This window comes from Acinetobacter sp. NIPH 542 (assembly GCF_000369825.1).
In the GTDB taxonomy this organism is placed as follows: Bacteria; Pseudomonadota; Gammaproteobacteria; order Pseudomonadales; family Moraxellaceae; genus Acinetobacter; species Acinetobacter oleivorans.
Genome location: NZ_KB850203.1, coordinates 1 through 19,233, shown reverse-complemented (window position 1 = coordinate 19,233; position 19,233 = coordinate 1). Strand labels below are relative to the sequence as shown.

Annotated in this window: 13 protein-coding genes, 2 tRNA genes, 3 rRNA genes and 1 pseudogene; 5 read left to right on the top strand and 14 right to left on the bottom strand. The window is 42.7% G+C overall.

Annotation, left to right across the window (positions count from 1 at the left end; genetic code table 11):
- Positions 1 to 2 precede the first annotated feature (2 nt).
- The 3 genes from F886_RS00940 to F886_RS00930 are packed head-to-tail and all read left to right on the top strand — an operon-like array spanning position 3 to position 1,949.
- Positions 3 to 968, top strand: a complete 966-nt coding sequence (locus F886_RS00940) for a hypothetical protein (protein ID WP_005299889.1) — start codon at positions 3 to 5, stop codon at positions 966 to 968.
- Positions 969 to 976: 8 nt separating this feature from the next.
- A complete protein-coding gene (locus F886_RS00935) occupies positions 977 to 1,537 on the top strand; it encodes a GTP-binding protein (RefSeq protein ID WP_005299886.1) in 561 nt (186 codons plus the stop codon).
- Positions 1,530 to 1,949, top strand: a complete 420-nt coding sequence (locus F886_RS00930; RefSeq protein WP_005299882.1) for a roadblock/LC7 domain-containing protein — start codon at positions 1,530 to 1,532, stop codon at positions 1,947 to 1,949. The genes F886_RS00935 and F886_RS00930 overlap by 8 nt, the downstream gene beginning before the upstream one ends.
- Positions 1,950 to 2,002: 53 nt before the next feature.
- On the opposite strand, the gene F886_RS00925 is transcribed toward F886_RS00930, so the two are convergent.
- From F886_RS00925 to F886_RS00900, 6 genes are read right to left on the bottom strand one after another with little or no spacing between them, the layout of a single operon-like run.
- Positions 2,003 to 3,943, bottom strand: a complete 1,941-nt coding sequence (locus tag F886_RS00925; protein WP_005299879.1) for an acetyl/propionyl/methylcrotonyl-CoA carboxylase subunit alpha — start codon at positions 3,941 to 3,943, stop codon at positions 2,003 to 2,005.
- A gap of 18 nt (positions 3,944 to 3,961) precedes the next feature.
- The gene (locus tag F886_RS00920; RefSeq protein ID WP_005299878.1) at positions 3,962 to 4,798 is read right to left on the bottom strand and encodes an enoyl-CoA hydratase/isomerase family protein; all 837 of its coding nucleotides are present in this window, start codon (positions 4,796 to 4,798) and stop codon (positions 3,962 to 3,964) included.
- 16 nt (positions 4,799 to 4,814) lie between these two features.
- The gene (locus tag F886_RS00915; protein ID WP_005299875.1) at positions 4,815 to 5,972 is read right to left on the bottom strand and encodes an acyl-CoA dehydrogenase family protein; all 1,158 of its coding nucleotides are present in this window, start codon (positions 5,970 to 5,972) and stop codon (positions 4,815 to 4,817) included.
- A 43-nt stretch (positions 5,973 to 6,015) separates the two neighbouring features.
- On the bottom strand, positions 6,016 to 7,629 hold the full coding sequence (locus F886_RS00910; RefSeq protein WP_005299872.1) for an acyl-CoA carboxylase subunit beta: 1,614 nt from the start codon (positions 7,627 to 7,629) through the stop codon (positions 6,016 to 6,018).
- A gap of 2 nt (positions 7,630 to 7,631) precedes the next feature.
- Positions 7,632 to 8,519 carry an SDR family oxidoreductase gene (locus F886_RS00905; protein ID WP_005299869.1) on the bottom strand — a complete coding sequence of 296 codons (888 nt, stop codon included), beginning with the start codon at positions 8,517 to 8,519 and terminating at the stop codon, positions 7,632 to 7,634.
- Between the two features lie 20 nt (positions 8,520 to 8,539).
- Positions 8,540 to 10,345, bottom strand: a complete 1,806-nt coding sequence (locus F886_RS00900; protein WP_005299865.1) for an acyclic terpene utilization AtuA family protein — start codon at positions 10,343 to 10,345, stop codon at positions 8,540 to 8,542.
- 185 nt (positions 10,346 to 10,530) lie between these two features.
- On the opposite strand from F886_RS00900, the gene F886_RS00895 reads away from it, so the two are divergent.
- The gene (locus F886_RS00895; protein ID WP_005299860.1) at positions 10,531 to 11,130 is read left to right on the top strand and encodes a TetR/AcrR family transcriptional regulator; all 600 of its coding nucleotides are present in this window, start codon (positions 10,531 to 10,533) and stop codon (positions 11,128 to 11,130) included.
- A 32-nt stretch (positions 11,131 to 11,162) separates the two neighbouring features.
- Here F886_RS00895 and F886_RS00890 read toward each other — a convergent pair whose 3' ends face one another.
- From F886_RS00890 to F886_RS00880, 3 genes are all read right to left on the bottom strand, one after another.
- Positions 11,163 to 12,326: an acyl-CoA dehydrogenase family protein gene (locus F886_RS00890; RefSeq protein WP_005299857.1), complete on the bottom strand. Its 1,164-nt coding sequence runs from the start codon at positions 12,324 to 12,326 to the stop codon at positions 11,163 to 11,165.
- Positions 12,327 to 12,462: 136 nt separating this feature from the next.
- Positions 12,463 to 13,026, bottom strand: a complete 564-nt coding sequence (locus tag F886_RS00885) for a DUF4256 domain-containing protein (protein ID WP_005299854.1) — start codon at positions 13,024 to 13,026, stop codon at positions 12,463 to 12,465.
- 20 nt (positions 13,027 to 13,046) lie between these two features.
- Positions 13,047 to 13,397, bottom strand: a complete 351-nt coding sequence (locus tag F886_RS00880; RefSeq protein ID WP_005299851.1) for a GFA family protein — start codon at positions 13,395 to 13,397, stop codon at positions 13,047 to 13,049.
- Between the two features lie 34 nt (positions 13,398 to 13,431).
- Here F886_RS00880 and F886_RS20490 point away from each other — a divergent pair.
- Positions 13,432 to 13,563 (top strand): annotated as a pseudogene (locus F886_RS20490) (hypothetical protein); the annotation flags it as partial.
- Positions 13,564 to 13,715: 152 nt separating this feature from the next.
- Here F886_RS20490 and rrf read toward each other — a convergent pair.
- From rrf to F886_RS00855, 5 genes are all read right to left on the bottom strand, one after another.
- Positions 13,716 to 13,830: ribosomal RNA gene (gene rrf, locus F886_RS00875) — 5S ribosomal RNA — on the bottom strand.
- Between the two features lie 179 nt (positions 13,831 to 14,009).
- Positions 14,010 to 16,902 (bottom strand): 23S ribosomal RNA (locus F886_RS00870).
- 352 nt (positions 16,903 to 17,254) lie between these two features.
- Positions 17,255 to 17,330 (bottom strand) — tRNA-Ala (locus tag F886_RS00865).
- A gap of 55 nt (positions 17,331 to 17,385) precedes the next feature.
- Positions 17,386 to 17,462: transfer RNA gene (locus tag F886_RS00860), tRNA-Ile, on the bottom strand.
- Positions 17,463 to 17,521: 59 nt separating this feature from the next.
- Positions 17,522 to 19,059 (bottom strand): 16S ribosomal RNA (locus tag F886_RS00855).
- The 16S, 23S and 5S rRNA genes sit together here with 2 tRNA genes alongside, the layout of an rRNA operon.
- Positions 19,060 to 19,233 lie beyond the last annotated feature (174 nt).

The window sequence follows — 19,233 nt, the reverse complement described above, 5'->3', positions numbered from 1 at the left end:
CTATGGATGGGAATTACATAAATATTGCTACTACTGGTTTAAGCTTAAAAGTTTTAGATGAATTAAAAACTTTAATCAGAAAGTTAATATCTAATGAGTATAGTATTAATTGGGTTAATATTTCTAACAGTCATATTGATCTATTATTAATTAATGAAAACTTTTTTGATTCAGATAATATTCAAAATATTCTTAAAAAGAAAAGATGTCCTTATTTAAAAATTACTAAAACTCCCTCACAAAATAGATATCAACTAGATGAACATACCCTTCATCTGCCACTAGAAAAAGTAGAATCTCTATTAGACTGGCTACAAATAAACCTAATATCTTATTTAAACCAAAAGAAGACTGTTGTAGTTTCAGATTTATCAAATGAGCTCATACTCATTGATGATAAATTTATTAGGAATTTGCACAGCCCAGAACATGCCAAACTATACCTTTTTGATGATAAAGGCACACTCGCCATTATTGATAACAGGACTCAGATGGCTTGGTTGGAACCATCACGCCAACAAACTCAAACCAATCAAAGCTTTAATTTCACTTTTGCTAAAACTTCCGACTTCACCAAAGTGTCTCGTAAAAAAAACTACTATTTGCAGGACTGGCTATGGAATTTGATTTGGCATTCACAAAACTTTGGAAATCTAGCTACAGAAGATAGATATTTTAAAATTGATCATTGGCCACAACCCTACCAAAAAGAATATAGAAAAGTGAGCCTACAACTCTCTGCTTGTTTTATACAGGGAGCAAAAATTACTGATGTGGCGAACCAGCTTAACGTATCAATTGATGATGTTTTACGCTTCGTTACCGCTTGTTTAATGGCAAATAATGGAAAATTTATTTCTGCAAATAAATGTGCTTACGCCCCCAATTCTTATTTAGAAAATTCAAATACAGACAATCATTTTTTTAAAAATTTTATAGGGAAGATTAGACGGCGTTTTGGTCTTTAAGGGAAGTTATGATTATACAGCAATATAAAATTGTCTTTGCAGGTAGTATGGGGGCAGGTAAAACAGAAGCGATTAAATCGTTATCTGAAATTCCAATTCTGGAAACAGAAGCATTCAACACTGATGTACAAAGCCACCAGAAAACCCAGACCACTGTAGGCATTGATTATGGTGAAATTACTTTAGATGATGGAATCAAAATCGGACTCTATGGCACCCCAGGACAAAGCCGTTTTGATTTTATATGGTCGGTCATTTGTGAAGGTGCAATCGGTGTTATTTTATTATTAGATCACAATAGTCCTAATCCGATTGATGAGCTAGAAAGCTACTTAGAAACTTTTAAAAATTATAACGATAATATTGCGATTGGTATTACTCATGTTGACGAAAATAAAGAATCGTCACTTCAACAATATCGTCATTGGATAAAAGAAAACGGACTGTCATATCCATTGTTTTTTATTGATGCACGCGAGCAAGAACAAATTTTAATGATGGTTGAATCATTAATTGCATCACTTGAAATCAAAGTAGGCTTAACATCTCAAGGGAATGATCATGCTTAGTATTCCAACTCAGAAACGCACCGCCCCGACACAATTGCTACAGCTAGCAAAAACTGAAGCTCATAATATTTTGATGAATACGCGTGGTGTAGATTTTGTAATGATTTGCTCTTCTGATGGTTTTGAATTAGCGACAGTAAGTCATAAAAACTACCATAACACCACCAAATTAGCGGCGGTGAGTAGCTCAATTTTGGCAATGGTCACTGCTTTTTTAAAAGAGATTCAGCTCACTGGCTGTAACAACATTACTTTAGATGCAGATAATGGTAAGGCTATTCTGACGGCTATTCCAGCAACTCATCACCCGATGGTTATGGTCACGCTCAGTAATAAAGAGGTACTTTTAGGACAACTATTGTATAGCCTAAAAAAAGCAAGCCAAGTGATTGCAGAGGCAGATGGAGAATAAATCAAGACTTCTAATTGAAAATAAAAACCGCTCAAATAGAGCGGTTTTTTTAATTAAATTTGGATACTAAATAACATTTGTCGTTTTTTTACTTGTTGACCCTGTTGCCCTAACACATCTTCAACTACACCATCCACATCAGATTTAATCTGTTGCTGGATTTTCATGGCCTCAAGCACTAGTAAAGTTTGACCTTTCACGACTTGATCACCTTTATTAACTAAAATATTCACCACAGCGCCATCCATTGGCGCACGAATATTGCCATCACCAGCCACATCAGCTATTTCAGGGGCAGCATAAGTCACATTTCGTATCGCAATATTGCCATTCTCTCGATCTAAGTAAAGCTGATCACCATCTAATACATATTGCACACGGCGACGTACACCATCAATTAAATAAACTAATTGCTCTGGCGTTCTATCAAGCACTTCAATACAAACTGTTTGATCACAGAGCTGTGCCGTAAACGTGTTATTTACAGATGAAAGCTGCAATTGAATTTGCTGATCATCATATTTAAGTTTTAATGGTAATGGCACACCTAATCCAGTTTGCCACACCGTAGTTACTTTACTTTGGCTAAATAATGCCGCTGCAATCGCTAAATTTTCTAAAGATAGAACCTGCTTATGTAGGCTGTTATCGTTTTGAAAATGCTGTTGAATAAATGCGGTATTGGTATCACCAGCAACAACAACGGGATGGCGCAGTAAATTGACCAAAAACTGTTTATTACTGTTTACACCCAGCAAAACACAATCATCTACGGCACGAGCAAGTAAGCGAATCGCATCCTCACGGGTTTTACCGTATGCGATCACTTTCGCCACCATAGGGTCATAAAAAGGGCTAACTTCATCAGTTGCCAACATACCATGATCTATTCGTACATTTGGCAATGTTGCTGGCTGCCAACGTAAGACTTGGCCTGTTTGTGGTAAGAAATCTTGACGTGGGTCTTCTGCATACAAACGCACTTCGATCGCATGTCCATGTAAGATCAATTCTTGTTGCTTTAACGGTAACTGCTCACCATTCGCGACACGTAACTGCCATTCAACCAAGTCTAATCCAGTAATGAGTTCAGTGACAGGATGCTCCACTTGCAAACGGGTATTCATTTCTAAAAAATAAAATGCACCCGATGCATCTAGCAAAAACTCAACTGTACCAGCCCCGACATAAGCACATGCTTTAGCCGCGGCTACAGCAGCCTCACCCATTTTCTGACGCAGTTCAGGCGTCATGACCGGACACGGCGCTTCTTCAACAACCTTTTGGTGACGGCGTTGAATCGAACAATCACGCTCAAACAGATAAACATAATTGCCGTGTGTATCGCCAAAAACCTGAATTTCGACATGGCGCGGGGCAATCACTGCTTTTTCCAAAATAAGCTCGCCTGAGCCAAATGCATTTTCAGCCTCTGAACGTGCAGTTTGCAAAGCTTCAGTCAACTCGGATGACTGCTGTACCAAGCGCATACCACGGCCACCACCGCCCGCAGAGGCTTTGACCATAATTGGAAAGCCAATCTGTTCTGCTTGTGCTGCTAAATATTCGAGATCTTGTCGGTCTCCTTCATAACCAGGTACACAAGGGACACCTGCTTCAATCATGGCAATTTTTGAAAGGCGTTTACTGCCCATTAACTCAATTGCAGAAGCTGTTGGTCCAATAAACGTAATCTGATTATCAATACAGGCCTGAGCAAAATTAGTATTCTCTGACAAAAAACCATAGCCTGGATGCACAGCGTCCGCCCCAGTTTTTTTACATGCATCTATTATTTTGGCAATAGCGAGATAAGACTCAGATACTTTAGATGGCCCAATGTAAACAGCTTCATCTGCTTCTTGTACGTGGCGAGCCTTACGATCAACATCAGAATAAACTGCGACAGTTTGATAACCCATTGCCTTAGCAGTTTGCATGACTCGAACTGCAATTTCACCACGATTGGCAACCAGTACTTTTGAAAATTTCATTATTTTTATCCTTATCTCTTATGGCTCATCAGCCCAGTTTGGCAACCGTTTCTGGATAAAAGCCATCGTTCCCTCTTGCCCTTCAGCCCCACCAACCGCTTGGGCAAACTGCTGTGCAGCATCATCTAGTAAATCACTCAAAGGCTCATTGAGTGTTCGATGTAACAGTGCTTTAGTCACACGCGAAGCTTGAGGAGCTGCTCGTTTAATGTGTTGAATGGTTTCCTCTAGAGCTTGCTCTAATTCGATTTCATTATGTGCAATTTGATGAACCACTCCGGTACTAAGTGCTGTATGGCCCTCAAAACGCATGCCGAGTAAAGCAAGTCGGCGCGCCTGAGTCAGGCCAATACGTTTCACCACAAAAGGAGCAATTTGTGCAGGAATCACACCAAGCCCTGTTTCAGGTAAACCAAACTGAGTATTGTCACGACTAATCGCAACATCGGAAACACAGGCCAAACCAAAACCACCACCTAAAACAGCACCTTCTAAAATCACTACAACTGTTTGCGGAGCAGCTTCAACTTGCTCAAGCATGGCACCAAAACGGCGGTTAAAATCAGTATAAGGTTGCAGGCTACCAACGTTAGTTGCTTCAACGCGTAAAGCAGCCATATCTTTAATATCACCACCTGCACAAAAGGTTCCGCCTTCCCCACGGATAATTACCGCACGAATTGAAAGGTCATCGCGAATAGCATTAAAGACTTGTTGAATGGCATTGACCATCTTCAAGTTCATAGCATTACGGCTCTCTGGTCGATTTAACCAGAGATATAAAATACTGCCGTCTTGTTCTAATTGAATGCTGTCATCAAGATCTAGAGCTTGTAGAGAGGTCGAAAGTCTCATGGTGTATTCCTTATTCTTATTTCTGCTTTTTAGGCAGAATGTCCATCAATTTACAGATAATCCCCAACATAATCTCATCTGCCCCACCACCAATAGACCCTAAGCGACCATCACGATACAGCTGTGATGCTGGGTTATCCCACATAAAGCCGTTACCACCCCAATATTGCAGACAGCTATCGGCAACTTCACGGGTTAAACGTCCTGCTTTTAGTTTTGCCATAGATGCCAGCTTGGTCACATCTTCCCCAGCAATATGCTGTTCACAAGCTTGGTAGGTTAATGCTTTGAGTGCTTCCACTTCGGTCATGAGTTCGGCAAAACGGAAATGGATATATTGGTTATTGATGAGCGGCTGACCAAACGTCGTACGCTCTTTGGTATAGGCAATAGTCTTTTGAATTAAATTTTCCAAACCGCCAATCGCATTGGCACAAGCCCATAGGCGCTCTTCCTGAAATTGCATCATTTGCATCATGAAGCCCATGCCTTCGACACCCACTAAGTTACGCTGTGGTACACGTACATTGTCTAAATAAACCTGCGCTGTGGTCGTTGAACGCATCCCTAATTTATTAAGTGGCTCTGAAAAACTAATCCCTTTGGTTTTTGCTGGCACAATAATCAGCGACTTATTAACGTGTGGTTTATCATCAGACGTATTGGCTAAAAGACAAAAGAAGTCGGCCTGCAATGAGTTTGTAATCCACATTTTGCTGCCGTTAATGACATAGTCATCGCCATCTTTTTTTGCTGTTGTTTTAATAGCAGCAACATCCGAACCGGCATGCACTTCTGATACTGCAATCGATGCCACATATTCCCCAGCAATGGCTGGTGTTAAAAACTCATCACGTAACTCTTTACTACCAAAACGTGCCAAAGCAGGTGTTGCCATATCAGTTTGAACGCCAATGGCTAAAGGCACTCCTCCACAAGCGGCATAGCCAATTTCTTCTGCAACCACAAGGTTATAGGAATAATCTAACGCTAAACCACCATTTTCCTCTGGCTTACAAATTCCTAATAAACCAAGATCACCCATTTTTTTAAATACATCATGGATTGGGAATTGCCCTGCAGCTTCCCATTCTGGAATATGGGGATTCAGCTCATTTTGCACAAATTGACGAGCTGTGCGGCGCAATGCTTCATGTTCGGCAGTAAATTTCATTGTGTTATTCCTATTAATTTTTTTTAATTGCGGTAAAGATTGATTAAAAACGGGATACACCAAAACGAGTTGGATTTAGCTCTCGTTGCTGTGCTTCATAAATGGTTTGTAAAAGGAAAATTAATAATTTTCGGGTATCTCGCGGATCGATAATGCCGTCGTCATGTAGCATGGCCGTATTGAAAATCGCGGTAGATTGCTGCTCCAATTTCATGGTCGTACTCTGCTCAAGAAAATCAAGCATTTGCGGATTAGGCTCCTGACCAGAAGCTTTTTGCTTTCCTTCAGCCACAATGCGTAATACCTTTCCAGCTTGTGCAGCGCCCATTACAGCAACATGCGAATTTGGCCATGCAAAAATAAAGTCTGGCGATAAACTCCGACCACACATTGCGTAGTTACCTGCACCATATGAGCCTGCCACAACAATCGAAATTTTAGGTACAGAACAATTCGCAACAGCTTGAATCAGTTTCGAGCCATGCTTGATAATGCCATTTTGTTCGGCATCGGTTCCCACCATAAAACCTGTGGTGTTATGCAAGAACAATAATGGACGTTTGGTCTGTTCACACAGGTGTATAAACTGAGCTGCTTTCGCTGCTCCTTGAGGGGTAATCGGACCATTATTGGTGATAATGCCAATATGCAAGCCTCCAATTTTTGCCCAGCCACATACCGTTAAATCATCATATTCCTGTTTAAATTCTAGAAAATCTGAATCGTCAATAATGCGCGCAACCACTTCTTTCATGTTAAATGGTTGTTTAGGATCATTTGGAATCACACCCAACAGTTCATCGGCATCGTAACGAGGTTCTTTATAAGTCGTTTCAACTGGTTTGATTTGCTCTTTCCAGTTCAGATGTTCAAAAATTTCACGTGCAAGTCGAATACCATCAGCGTCATTTTCTGCTAAATATTCTGCTGTTCCAGCAACCTGTGCATGCATTTCTGCTCCGCCCAACTCTTCAGCTGTTGCTACTTCACCAGTCGCAGCTAAAAGTAAAGGTGGACCTGCAAGAAGCATTTCAGTTTGTTTACGTACAGCAATGACATAATCGGAAAGACCGGGTTGATAAGCCCCTCCTGCCGTTGCATTGCCATGAACAACTGCAAGCTGTGGAATACCTGCCGCAGAAAGACGTGCCTGATTGGCAAAGGTCATGCCGCCATAGGTAAATACTTCTGCCGCATAATTTAAGTTGGCACCGCCACTTTCGGTCAGCGTAATCAGCGGGAGTTTTTGTTCTAAGGCAATTTTTTGCAAACGCTGTGTTTTCTGTACGCCCATGGGTGACATGGTTCCGCCTTTGATGGCACTATTACTTGCAGAGACTAGACAACGCACACCACTGACAAAACCAATGCCAGCAATTACTCCACCACCAGCTTCGGAACCATCTTTATCATCATGCATGTTATAGCCAACCAAACCACACAGCTCAACAAAAGGTGAATCGGCATCAAGTAATAATCGTACACGCTCATGCGGCAAAATCTTGCCTTTTTTATCGAACTTAGGTTTAGCCGCATACGATTTATCAATACTTTTTTGCTGAATTGCACGGACTTCACTCAGTTGAGTAAGTAGTGCCTCTTTATTTTTTTGATACTGTTCACTACCAACAGCAATTTCGGATTGGAGAATAGTCACTGTTATTCCTCCTCAGCCTCAGTCTTTTTCTGAAAGATTTCAGGAATAAATGCACGGTGGAAACCATTATAGGACTGACTATTTGTTGCATCAGCTAGTGAATACATGCGTGTTCCTTGTGATGCAGCACCATCAATACGCAGAGTTACACCAGAAACAAAAGCTGCAGCATCGGACAATAAATAACAAATCGCCGATGAAACTTCTGACTCAGTTCCCATACGTTTTAGCGGTACATTGCCAGCAAGACTTGGAATAATTACTTTGGCAAAATCACCGCTATAATTATCCATACCGGATGACACAATCCATCCCGGTGCAACCGCATTTACACGAACACCAGATTTCCCCCACTCAACCGATGCTGTTTTAGTTAAGTTATCAACCCCCGAACGCGCAGCGCCAGAATGCCCCATTCCTGGCATACCTCCCCACATATCGGCAGTCATGTTGACGATACTGCCACCATGTTTTGCCATCCATTGGTTATAAGCTTCACGCATTAAATAGAAAGTTGCGTGCAAATTATTACGCACGACTGCATCGAAACCATTTGCTGAGATATTCTCTAAAGCTGACGGGAACTGGCCACCTGCATTATTTACCAGACCATCGAGTTTGCCGAATTTCTCAATCACTTCCGCAATCATATTTTTTACTTGTTCTTCTTCACGGTTATCGCAAACAATGAAATGAACCTGACCACCATCTTCTATAATTTCTTGGCTTACTTTCTCTAATTTCTCAATTTTGCGTCCTGTAATCACCACTTGCGCGCCGAGGGCTGCAAGCTCATGTGCAGTACAACGACCAATTCCTGAGCCGCCACCTGTCACAATAATGACTTTATTAGCAAAAGCATCTGGTCTAAAAATTGATTGATAACTCATCTTTGTTTCATCCATTCATTTTATTTTTCTAAAAGATGTGCCGGAACTTTTACAGGCATATCCAATAATTGCTGTGCAAATGCTTTACCTTGTGGGTCGATACGTAAGCTTGCAACACCACCGCCACCCAAGGCATTCTCCAACATAAAATTCAGTGCATTTAAACCCGGTAACTCATAACGAATTACGCGCCCTTTCTCTGCATCCAAGACATGCTGCATATAACTTGCAACCGTCTGTTCAGTTAGTGCTGCACGAATCCACGGTAAATATTCTGCTTTACGTGCAATCACACCGATATTGCTATGATTGCCTTTATCACCACTGCGGGCATGCGCAATTTCAATCAAAGGAACTTCAATTTCATTCCCTTGATAAACCGCACTTTCACCCGCTGCTAAAGTATTGAATTGCTCTGTAGAAATGCCCCGAGGAATCTCAACCGGATAGCGGCTCCCATCAAAATCGATTTCGACATTGATCTGATTTTTATCAATTAAAAATGAAAATAACTTAATCACTGGAGATGCTTTTGGTCGACCTCCGACAATTCCTGCCAAGGCTGGAGCCATACCTGTTGAAGCCTGTGCAATTTCAGATGCAAAGAACATACATGCTTCTTTAAACATGTGTTTTACAGCTATTTTGACCACAACTTCACGGCTATTTAAAGCCTGAGCATGTGCTCCATAGGTACTTTCAATACCTAAGATTTCAACAGACTTCTCACTAAAAGGTGGCACCGAACGCATTGCTAAAACACGCTCACATTTCGCCAAAATCGCATCGGCAATGACTTGTGCTTTTTGTGGTGCCTCACGTCCTGCAATTAAGAAACTGACTAAAACCCGATAACCATCAGGATAAGTTGCACTGACTTTATATTGTGTAGTCGGTGCTTGTCCTTTTGCTCCCGTCACACGAACTCGATGCTCCCCAATTTGTTCTAAATGCACGTGACTGAAATCAGCAATTACATCGGGTAGTAAATATGCTTGAGGATTACCTATTTCATAAACAATTTGCTCTGCAACTGTAGCAGTAGAAACCAGACCACCTGTCCCCTGTGGTTTAGTCACAACGAATGAACCATCTTCACTCACTTCAACCACTGGAAACCCCATGTTGTCGAAGCCTTGTACCAATTGCCAATCGGTAAAATTACCGCCTGTACATTGCGCACCACATTCAATGACATGACCTGCCAGCGAGCCTTGTGCCAACTTATCGTAGTCATCTAAAGACCATTGATACTCATGAAGTAAAGGGGCAAGCACCACAGCGGAGTCAACCACACGGCCAGTAATCACAATATCTGCGCCTAAATTTAAAGCATCGCGAATAGCCACCGCACCTAAATAAGCATTACTGCTTGCCACCTGTTCTGGTAAAGCTTCACCGCTAAACATTTCCTGAATATTTTGCTGTTTGAGTTGTTCATGCTGCGCTAAAAGATCATCGCCTAAAACCACCGCAACTTTCAGATCTAGACCATATTCTTTAATTATTTTTTGCAAGGCATCTCGACACGCCAATGGATTAACACCACCAGCATTACTAATTACCTTAATCTTTTTTTCTGCAATTTTTTTAAGTAGAGGTGCCATCACTCGGCTGACAAAATCCAATGCATAGCCATGCTTTGGTTCCACCATCTTCGCTTTTGCCATAATCGACATAGTGATCTCTGACAAATAATCAAAAACCAAATAATTAATATCGGTTAGATGTACTAATTGGAAAGCAGCAGTATTGGTGTCTCCCCAAAAACCTGAGGCACAACCTATTTTTACGACACGCTCATCATCCTGTTGATTACTTGCCATCTTATTTCTCATTATTTTGTTTAAAAATTACACTCAACATTACCAAGCAAGCGCTTGGTTTGTAAAGAGCAAAATGTTATTGTGAAATTGACCAAAACTGCCAAACTCGACAGCTCAGCTAAAACATGATGAGATTTGGCAACCTTTTCTGTTAAGTATTTTTATATAAAGGATTCGGCTTTCGCATGATTGCTACTTCAATTGAACAGATTCCAAATATCTCTTGTTTTGACGATAACCCACGTGGTCGTTTATTACGGGGGGCTGCCTATCTATTTCACAAACAAGGCTATGATAAAACCACTGTACGCGAACTTGCTCAATTTATTGGAATTCAATCAGGTAGCTTATTTCATCACTTTAAAAGTAAAGATGACATCCTCGCTCACGTGATGGAGGAAACCATTATTTACAATCTTGCTCGTTTACAAGATGCGGCAGCTCAATCTACGGATCCAGAAAAACAGTTACGTGCTCTTATTAAAGCTGAACTCATTTCAATTACTGGAGATACAGGTGCAGCCATGGCTGTTTTGGTTTATGAATGGTTTGCCCTGTCAAAAGAAAAACAAGATTATCTTTTAAAAATGCGTAATGAATATGAGCAAATTTGGTTAGATGTTATTGAAAAGTTACGCACTGAAGGCAAGGTAAAGCATGATGCCTTTATTTGGCGAAGATTAGTTGGTGGTGCAATTTCGTGGACCGTAACTTGGTATAAAGCTGAGGGTAAAGTCAAAATTGATGAGTTAACCGAAATGGTCTGGGAAATGGCTTTGAAATAAAAAAAGGTGGCTAAATGACCACCTTATAAAAATCAGTAAGCCAACTGCTTACTAATCAAATCTTTCATAATTTCTTCAGCACCGCCACCAATCATATTGACCTTCACCTCACGGTAAATACGTTCCGACTTGGTACCTCGCATAAAGCCCATACCACCTAATGTTTGGACAGCTGCATCAGCACAAAATTGCATAGTGCGAGTCGCAACATTTTTAAGCATTGAAATTTGTGCCACCAACTCAGGCCCTTGTAACTTCGGCTGAGTCATTTTCCATGCAGTTTCTTCAAGCAATGCCCGTGTTGAGGTCAATTGTGTTGCCATATCTACCAATTTATGACGAACCACTTGATGATCAATTAATCGCTTACCAAAAGTTTTCCGTTGTTGCGCCCACTCTAAAGCTTCTTCATAACAGACTAATGCATACCCATAAGCGACTACTCCCAAGAAAAACCGCTCCATGTTAAAGTTATTCATAATAACTTTAAAACCAGCGTTTTCTTTGCCGAGCAGATTTGATGCAGGTACTCGTACTTGGTCAAAATGCAAATGAGCTGTATCTGAAGCCCACCACCCCATTTTCTTTAGAGGTGTTTTAGTAATTCCTTCACTATGCGCATCAACGAGCAACATTGAAATACCTTCTGCCCCCGTTTTAGTTGGGTCTGTACGCACTGCAACTGTATAGTAATCTGCACGAATCCCCGATGTGATAAATGTCTTCTCACCCGAAACAATGTAGTAATCACCGTCACGAACAGCTTTAGTCTGTAATGCAGCGACATCCGAGCCACCACCAGGTTCTGTAATAGCTAAAGCAGAAATTTTTTCACCGGAAATAATACCTGGTAGGACTCTAGCCTTTAACTCCTCACTTCCAAAGTGCTGAATGGGAGGGGCGCCAATTGTGTGTACCATGAGTGAGGTATGTACTCCCCCAGAACCCGCCTTTGCCATTTCAATACCAGCCAGCAATGAATAAAATGGATCTGCATCAGGAATACCACCATATTCTTCTGAAAAACCTAGACCTAATAGGCCAATTTCAGCTGCCTTTCTATAAAGCTCTCTAGGAAATGTCTCAGCCTCATCCCACTCATTCACAAAAGGTGCCATTTCTTTTTGTACAAATCGACGAACATTGTCAGCAAAAGCAATGTGTTGTTCATTATAGTAAATTGGGTTGAATTGCATTTTTAGAAATGTCCTGATGTTTTTATTTAATTCCTGAACATATCTTGTCATGTTTACAGTCAATCAAAAGTTGCAAGAATTTCCATTTTCTTGGCATAAAACATCAAACAGAATTATTTTTATTTATGTACAACGCCTATACTCTTAAGCAGCAGCGAAAACCACGAACAGCATAATAGGATTGGGCCCCATTATGATAAATAAAGACCCGACCATACCGACGATCAGCAAAAAGTGCTCCACCTAACTTACGAATCTCAGCTGGGGTTTTGAGCCAACTCGATGTTTTAAGATCAAGCTCTTCAATTTGCTGTAACTGAAAATATTGTTCTTCAGTTAAAAGCTCGATTCCCATTTCATTAGCTAGATCTATTGCACTGTTTTTAGGAGGATGATCTTTTCTGGATTCCAAAGCCTCACGATCATAACAAAGGCTTCTACGACCTTTGGGTGTCTCAGGAGAACAATCGATAAATAAATACTCATCCTTCTGTTGATCATAAGAGACAACGTCAGGTTCTCCTCCAGTGTTTTCCATTTCTTGCAATGACCATAATTTTTCAGGCGATTCTAATAATTTAGCCCGCACATTTGTCCAATCAATTTCTTTATGGCGATGTGTGTTCTTTTCAAATCTCTTCTTTAATAGTTCAAACAGTGAATCTAATTCTGTTGGAGTTAATTGCTTTTTAGTTGTCATTGAATAAATCCTTATAATTATTAAACTGAACGTCCATCAAAATAATTTATTTTTATTTTTTCTAAATCTATATCATCTATGCATCGAACATTAATCGCAAACATAGAATTACCCTCTGCATCTATGCCTTGAGCATAAGGATGAATACCACAATTTTTACAGAAATGATGATTAATCACATGTTTGTTAAAAGTATAGTTCGCTAAAATTTCAGGCGTTTCTAAAGAAACTTTAACTTGATTACTGGGTAAGAACCAAAGCAATGAGCCTTTCTTTTGACATATTGAACAATTACAAGATAAAACCTCTGACAACTCTCCTTCCACTACAAATTTAATCTGACCGCAATGGCAACTTCCTTGATATTTCATCGTTCTTACTCTTTATATTCATCCTATTTACTTTTCCAGTTTAAAGAATAAGTTTCCATATAAAAATGTAATCGATCTACTTAATATTGATTTAGATGACTATGATAATAATGATCTTAAGTTTGAATTTAAGGGTCCATATGTAAGACTGGGAGCTCATTTTTAAATCAGAATGAATTCGAAATTTCCTCCCCATATAAAAAAGGACTCTTCTAGAGTCCTTTTTATTGCCTAAAATTGATTAATTCTTCAATTTCATTTAATTCATGCATAAAGCAACACCCCGGTTTCTTTCGAGACCGGGGTGTTAGAATAATGAGCTGGCGATGACTTACTCTCACATGGGAAACCCCACACTACCATCAGCGCTAAGAGGTTTCACTTCTGAGTTCGGGAAGGGATCAGGTGGTTCACTCTTGCTATGGTCGCCAGCACAACTGGTATGGATACTTGCATTGGTCTTAATATGCCGATGCGTTTTCCAAATCTTTACAGATGGGCTGATTGAATCTTACTTTAGTTGTTCATTTTAGCTAAGCATATAACTAAATCAAGTTGCTTTGCATATTAATGAATCGATTGATGCTTTATATACAACTGCTTGGGTGTTGTATAGTCAAGCCTCACGAGCAATTAGTATTGGTCAGCTTCACATATCACTATGCTTCCACATCCAACCTATCAACGTCCTAGTCTCGAACGGCTCTTTAGAGGACATAAAGTCCTAGGGAAATCTTATCTTGAGGTAGGCTTCCCGCTTAGATGCTTTCAGCGGTTATCCCTTCCGAACATAGCTACCCGGCGATGCGACTGGCGTCACAACCGGTACACCAGAGGTTCGTCCACTCTGGTCCTCTCGTACTAGGAGCAGATCCTCTCAAATTTCCAGCGCCCACGGTAGATAGGGACCGAACTGTCTCACGACGTTCTAAACCCAGCTCGCGTACCTCTTTAAATGGCGAACAGCCATACCCTTGGGACCTGCTTCAGCCCCAGGATGAGATGAGCCGACATCGAGGTGCCAAACACCGCCGTCGATATGAACTCTTGGGCGGTATCAGCCTGTTATCCCCAGAGTACCTTTTATCCGTTGAGCGATGGCCCTTCCATACAGAACCACCGGATCACTAAGACCTACTTTCGTACCTGCTCGACTTGTGGGTCTCGCAGTTAAGCGCGCTTTTGCCTTTATACTCTACGCGTGATTTCCGACCACGCTGAGCGCACCTTCGTACTCCTCCGTTACTCTTTAGGAGGAGACCGCCCCAGTCAAACTACCCACCAGACATGGTCCTCGCCCCGGATTACGGGGCAGAGTTAGAACCTCAACATTACCAGGGTGGTATTTCAAGGACGGCTCCATTGGAACTAGCGTTCCAACTTCAAAGCCTCCCACCTATCCTACACAAGTAAGGTCAAAGTTCAATGTCAAGCTGCAGTAAAGGTTCACGGGGTCTTTCCGTCTAGCCGCGGGTACACTGCATCTTCACAGCGATTTCGATTTCACTGAGCCTCTGCTGGAGACAGCGCCGCCATCATTATGCCATTCGTGCAGGTCGGAACTTACCCGACAAGGAATTTCGCTACCTTAGGACCGTTATAGTTACGGCCGCCGTTTACTGGGGCTTCGATCAAGAGCTTCGCTTACGCTAACCCCATCAATTAACCTTCCAGCACCGGGCAGGCATCACACCCTATACGTCCACTTTCGTGTTTGCAGAGTGCTATGTTTTTAATAAACAGTTGCAGCGGCCTGGTTTCTGTGGCTGCCAATAGCTCAGACCGCAAGGGTCATCACCGTCAGCAGCGTACCTTCTCCCGAAGTTACGGTACCATTTTGCCTAGTTCCTTCAGCAGAGTTCTCTCAAGCGCCTTGGTCTACTCGACCTGACCACCTGTGTCGGTTTCGGGTACGATTCCTGTGTAACTGAAGCTTAGAGACTTTTCCTGGAAGCATGGTATCAGCCACTTCGCTGTACAAGTACAGCTTGCTATCAGATCTCAGCATAGAGCACCCCGGATTTGCCTAAGATGCATGCCTACTTCCTTCCACCTGGACAACCAACGCCAGGCTGACTTAACCTTCTCCGTCCTCTCATCGCATTACACAGAAGTATTGGAATATTAACCAATTTCCCATCGACTACGCCTTTCGGCCTCGCCTTAGGGGTCGACTCACCCAGCCCCGATTAACGTTGGACTGGAACCCTTGGTCTTTCGGCGAACGGGTTTTTCACCCGTTTTGTCGTTACTCACGTCAGCATTCGCACTTCTGATACCTCCAGCATACTTCTCAATACACCTTCATCGGCTTACAGAACGCTCCCCTACCACTTGACTAAAAGTCAAATCCGCAGCTTCGGCACATAGTTTTAGCCCCGTTACATCTTCCGCGCAGGCCGACTCGACTAGTGAGCTATTACGCTTTCTTTAAAGGGTGGCTGCTTCTAAGCCAACCTCCTAGCTGTCTATGCCTTCCCACATCGTTTCCCACTTAACTATGATTTTGGGGCCTTAGCTGGCGGTCTGGATTGTTTTCCTCTTGACTACGGACGTTAGCACCCGCAGTCTGTCTCCCGGATAGTACTCATAGGTATTCGGAGTTTGCATCGGTTTGGTAAGTCGGGATGACCCCCTAGCCGAAACAGTGCTCTACCCCCTATGGTATTCGTCCGAGGCGCTACCTAAATAGCTTTCGGGGAGAACCAGCTATCACCAGGCTTGATTAGCCTTTCACCCCTATCCACAAGTCATCCCCTGGCTTTTCAACGACAGTGGGTTCGGTCCTCCAGTTAGTGTTACCCAACCTTCAACCTGCTCATGGATAGATCGCCTGGTTTCGGGTCTATACCCAGCAACTAAACGCCCTATTAAGACTCGATTTCTCTACGGCTCCCCTATACGGTTAACCTCGCTACTGAATATAAGTCGCTGACCCATTATACAAAAGGTACGCAGTCACCGAACAAGTCGGCTCCCACTGCTTGTATGCATGCGGTTTCAGGATCTATTTCACTCCCCTCACAGGGGTTCTTTTCGCCTTTCCCTCACGGTACTGGTTCACTATCGGTCAGTCAGGAGTATTTAGCCTTGGAGGATGGTCCCCCCATATTCAGACAAGGTTTCACGTGCCTCGCCCTACTCGTCATCATTATGTGTGCCCTTTCGTGTACGGGAATATCACCCTCTACGTTCGCACTTCCCAGAGCGTTCCACTAAAACACACATAACTTAATGGGCTGATCCCCGTTCGCTCGCCGCTACTAAGGGAATCTCAATTGATTTCTTTTCCTAAGGGTACTGAGATGTTTCACTTCCCCTCGTTCGCCTTGCAACACTATGTATTCATGTTGCAATACCTACCTTAAAGTAGGTGGGTTCCCCCATTCAGAAATCTCCGGATCAAAGGATATTTGCCGCCTCCCCGGAGCTTATCGCAGGCTATTACGTCTTTCATCGCCTCTGACTGCCAAGGCATCCACCACATGCACTTAATTACTTGACTATACAACCCCAAACAGTCGTCAACACTTACAAGTGAGTGTTGTCCGTGCGATTCTTCATCGCTACTATCTGTTGCCTGTGTATTTAAACACTGTACAGCTTCAATCTAAATTCATATACCAAAACGCTTGATTCAGTTAATTTGCTAGTTCTCAATTCATCTAGATTAATTGCTTAATCTAAATTCTTGAGTGAACAATTTATTTCAGACTCAATTTTGCCAATCTGTTAATGAATAAACATGCCTTCGTCAGGTCATGCTTAATACCGTGATACTTAAATCACAGAAGTTAATAAACCAAGATCTAAATCTCTATTTACTAATTTCTGTAATCCGAACTTCTCTTAAGTTCTGGTGGAGACTAGGAGAGTCGAACTCCTGACCTCCTGCGTGCAAAGCAGGCGCTCTACCAACTAAGCTAAGTCCCCAGCTTACATCATCAGTCATGTATCTTTTATCTATAACTTCAACCAGTCAAAGTCATGGTGGGTCTGACAAGACTTGAACTTGTGACCCCACGCTTATCAAGCGTGTGCTCTAACCAACTGAGCTACAGACCCTCAGATACATCTATGAAGAACAACTTGTTGTGGATTCTTACCAATCGTCAATCTTTCGTTAAGGAGGTGATCCAGCCGCAGGTTCCCCTACGGCTACCTTGTTACGACTTCACCCCAGTCATCGGCCACACCGTGGTAACCGCCCTCTTTGCAGTTAGGCTAGCTACTTCTGGTGCAACAAACTCCCATGGTGTGACGGGCGGTGTGTACAAGGCCCGGGAACGTATTCACCGCGGCATTCTGATCCGCGATTACTAGCGATTCCGACTTCATGGAGTCGAGTTGCAGACTCCAATCCGGACTACGATCGGCTTTTTGAGATTAGCATCCTATCGCTAGGTAGCAACCCTTTGTACCGACCATTGTAGCACGTGTGTAGCCCTGGCCGTAAGGGCCATGATGACTTGACGTCGTCCCCGCCTTCCTCCAGTTTGTCACTGGCAGTATCCTTAAAGTTCCCGACATTACTCGCTGGCAAATAAGGAAAAGGGTTGCGCTCGTTGCGGGACTTAACCCAACATCTCACGACACGAGCTGACGACAGCCATGCAGCACCTGTATGTAAGTTCCCGAAGGCACCAATCCATCTCTGGAAAGTTCTTACTATGTCAAGGCCAGGTAAGGTTCTTCGCGTTGCATCGAATTAAACCACATGCTCCACCGCTTGTGCGGGCCCCCGTCAATTCATTTGAGTTTTAGTCTTGCGACCGTACTCCCCAGGCGGTCTACTTATCGCGTTAGCTGCGCCACTAAAGCCTCAAAGGCCCCAACGGCTAGTAGACATCGTTTACGGCATGGACTACCAGGGTATCTAATCCTGTTTGCTCCCCATGCTTTCGCACCTCAGCGTCAGTGTTAGGCCAGATGGCTGCCTTCGCCATCGGTATTCCTCCAGATCTCTACGCATTTCACCGCTACACCTGGAATTCTACCATCCTCTCCCACACTCTAGCTAACCAGTATCGAATGCAATTCCCAAGTTAAGCTCGGGGATTTCACATTTGACTTAATTAGCCGCCTACGCGCGCTTTACGCCCAGTAAATCCGATTAACGCTTGCACCCTCTGTATTACCGCGGCTGCTGGCACAGAGTTAGCCGGTGCTTATTCTGCGAGTAACGTCCACTATCTCTAGGTATTAACTAAAGTAGCCTCCTCCTCGCTTAAAGTGCTTTACAACCATAAGGCCTTCTTCACACACGCGGCATGGCTGGATCAGGCTTCCGCCCATTGTCCAATATTCCCCACTGCTGCCTCCCGTAGGAGTCTGGGCCGTGTCTCAGTCCCAGTGTGGCGGATCATCCTCTCAGACCCGCTACAGATCGTCGCCTTGGTAGGCCTTTACCCCACCAACTAGCTAATCCGACTTAGGCTCATCTATTAGCGCAAGGTCCGAAGATCCCCTGCTTTCTCCCGTAGGACGTATGCGGTATTAGCATTCCTTTCGAAATGTTGTCCCCCACTAATAGGCAGATTCCTAAGCATTACTCACCCGTCCGCCGCTAAGTGATAGTGCAAGCACCATCACTCCGCTCGACTTGCATGTGTTAAGCCTGCCGCCAGCGTTCAATCTGAGCCATGATCAAACTCTTCAGTTAAAAATCATTTTGCACCTTATTAAAGACAAGGTGCCAATTCTGGCTCATCAATTTTCTGACTTAAATTTCGCTCAAATAAACTTCGAGTAATTTAAACCAATCAATCAATGATAATATTTCGATCGATCAATCAGTAAAAATCCACACAAGTTGTTCTTCAATTCTCTTAATGAT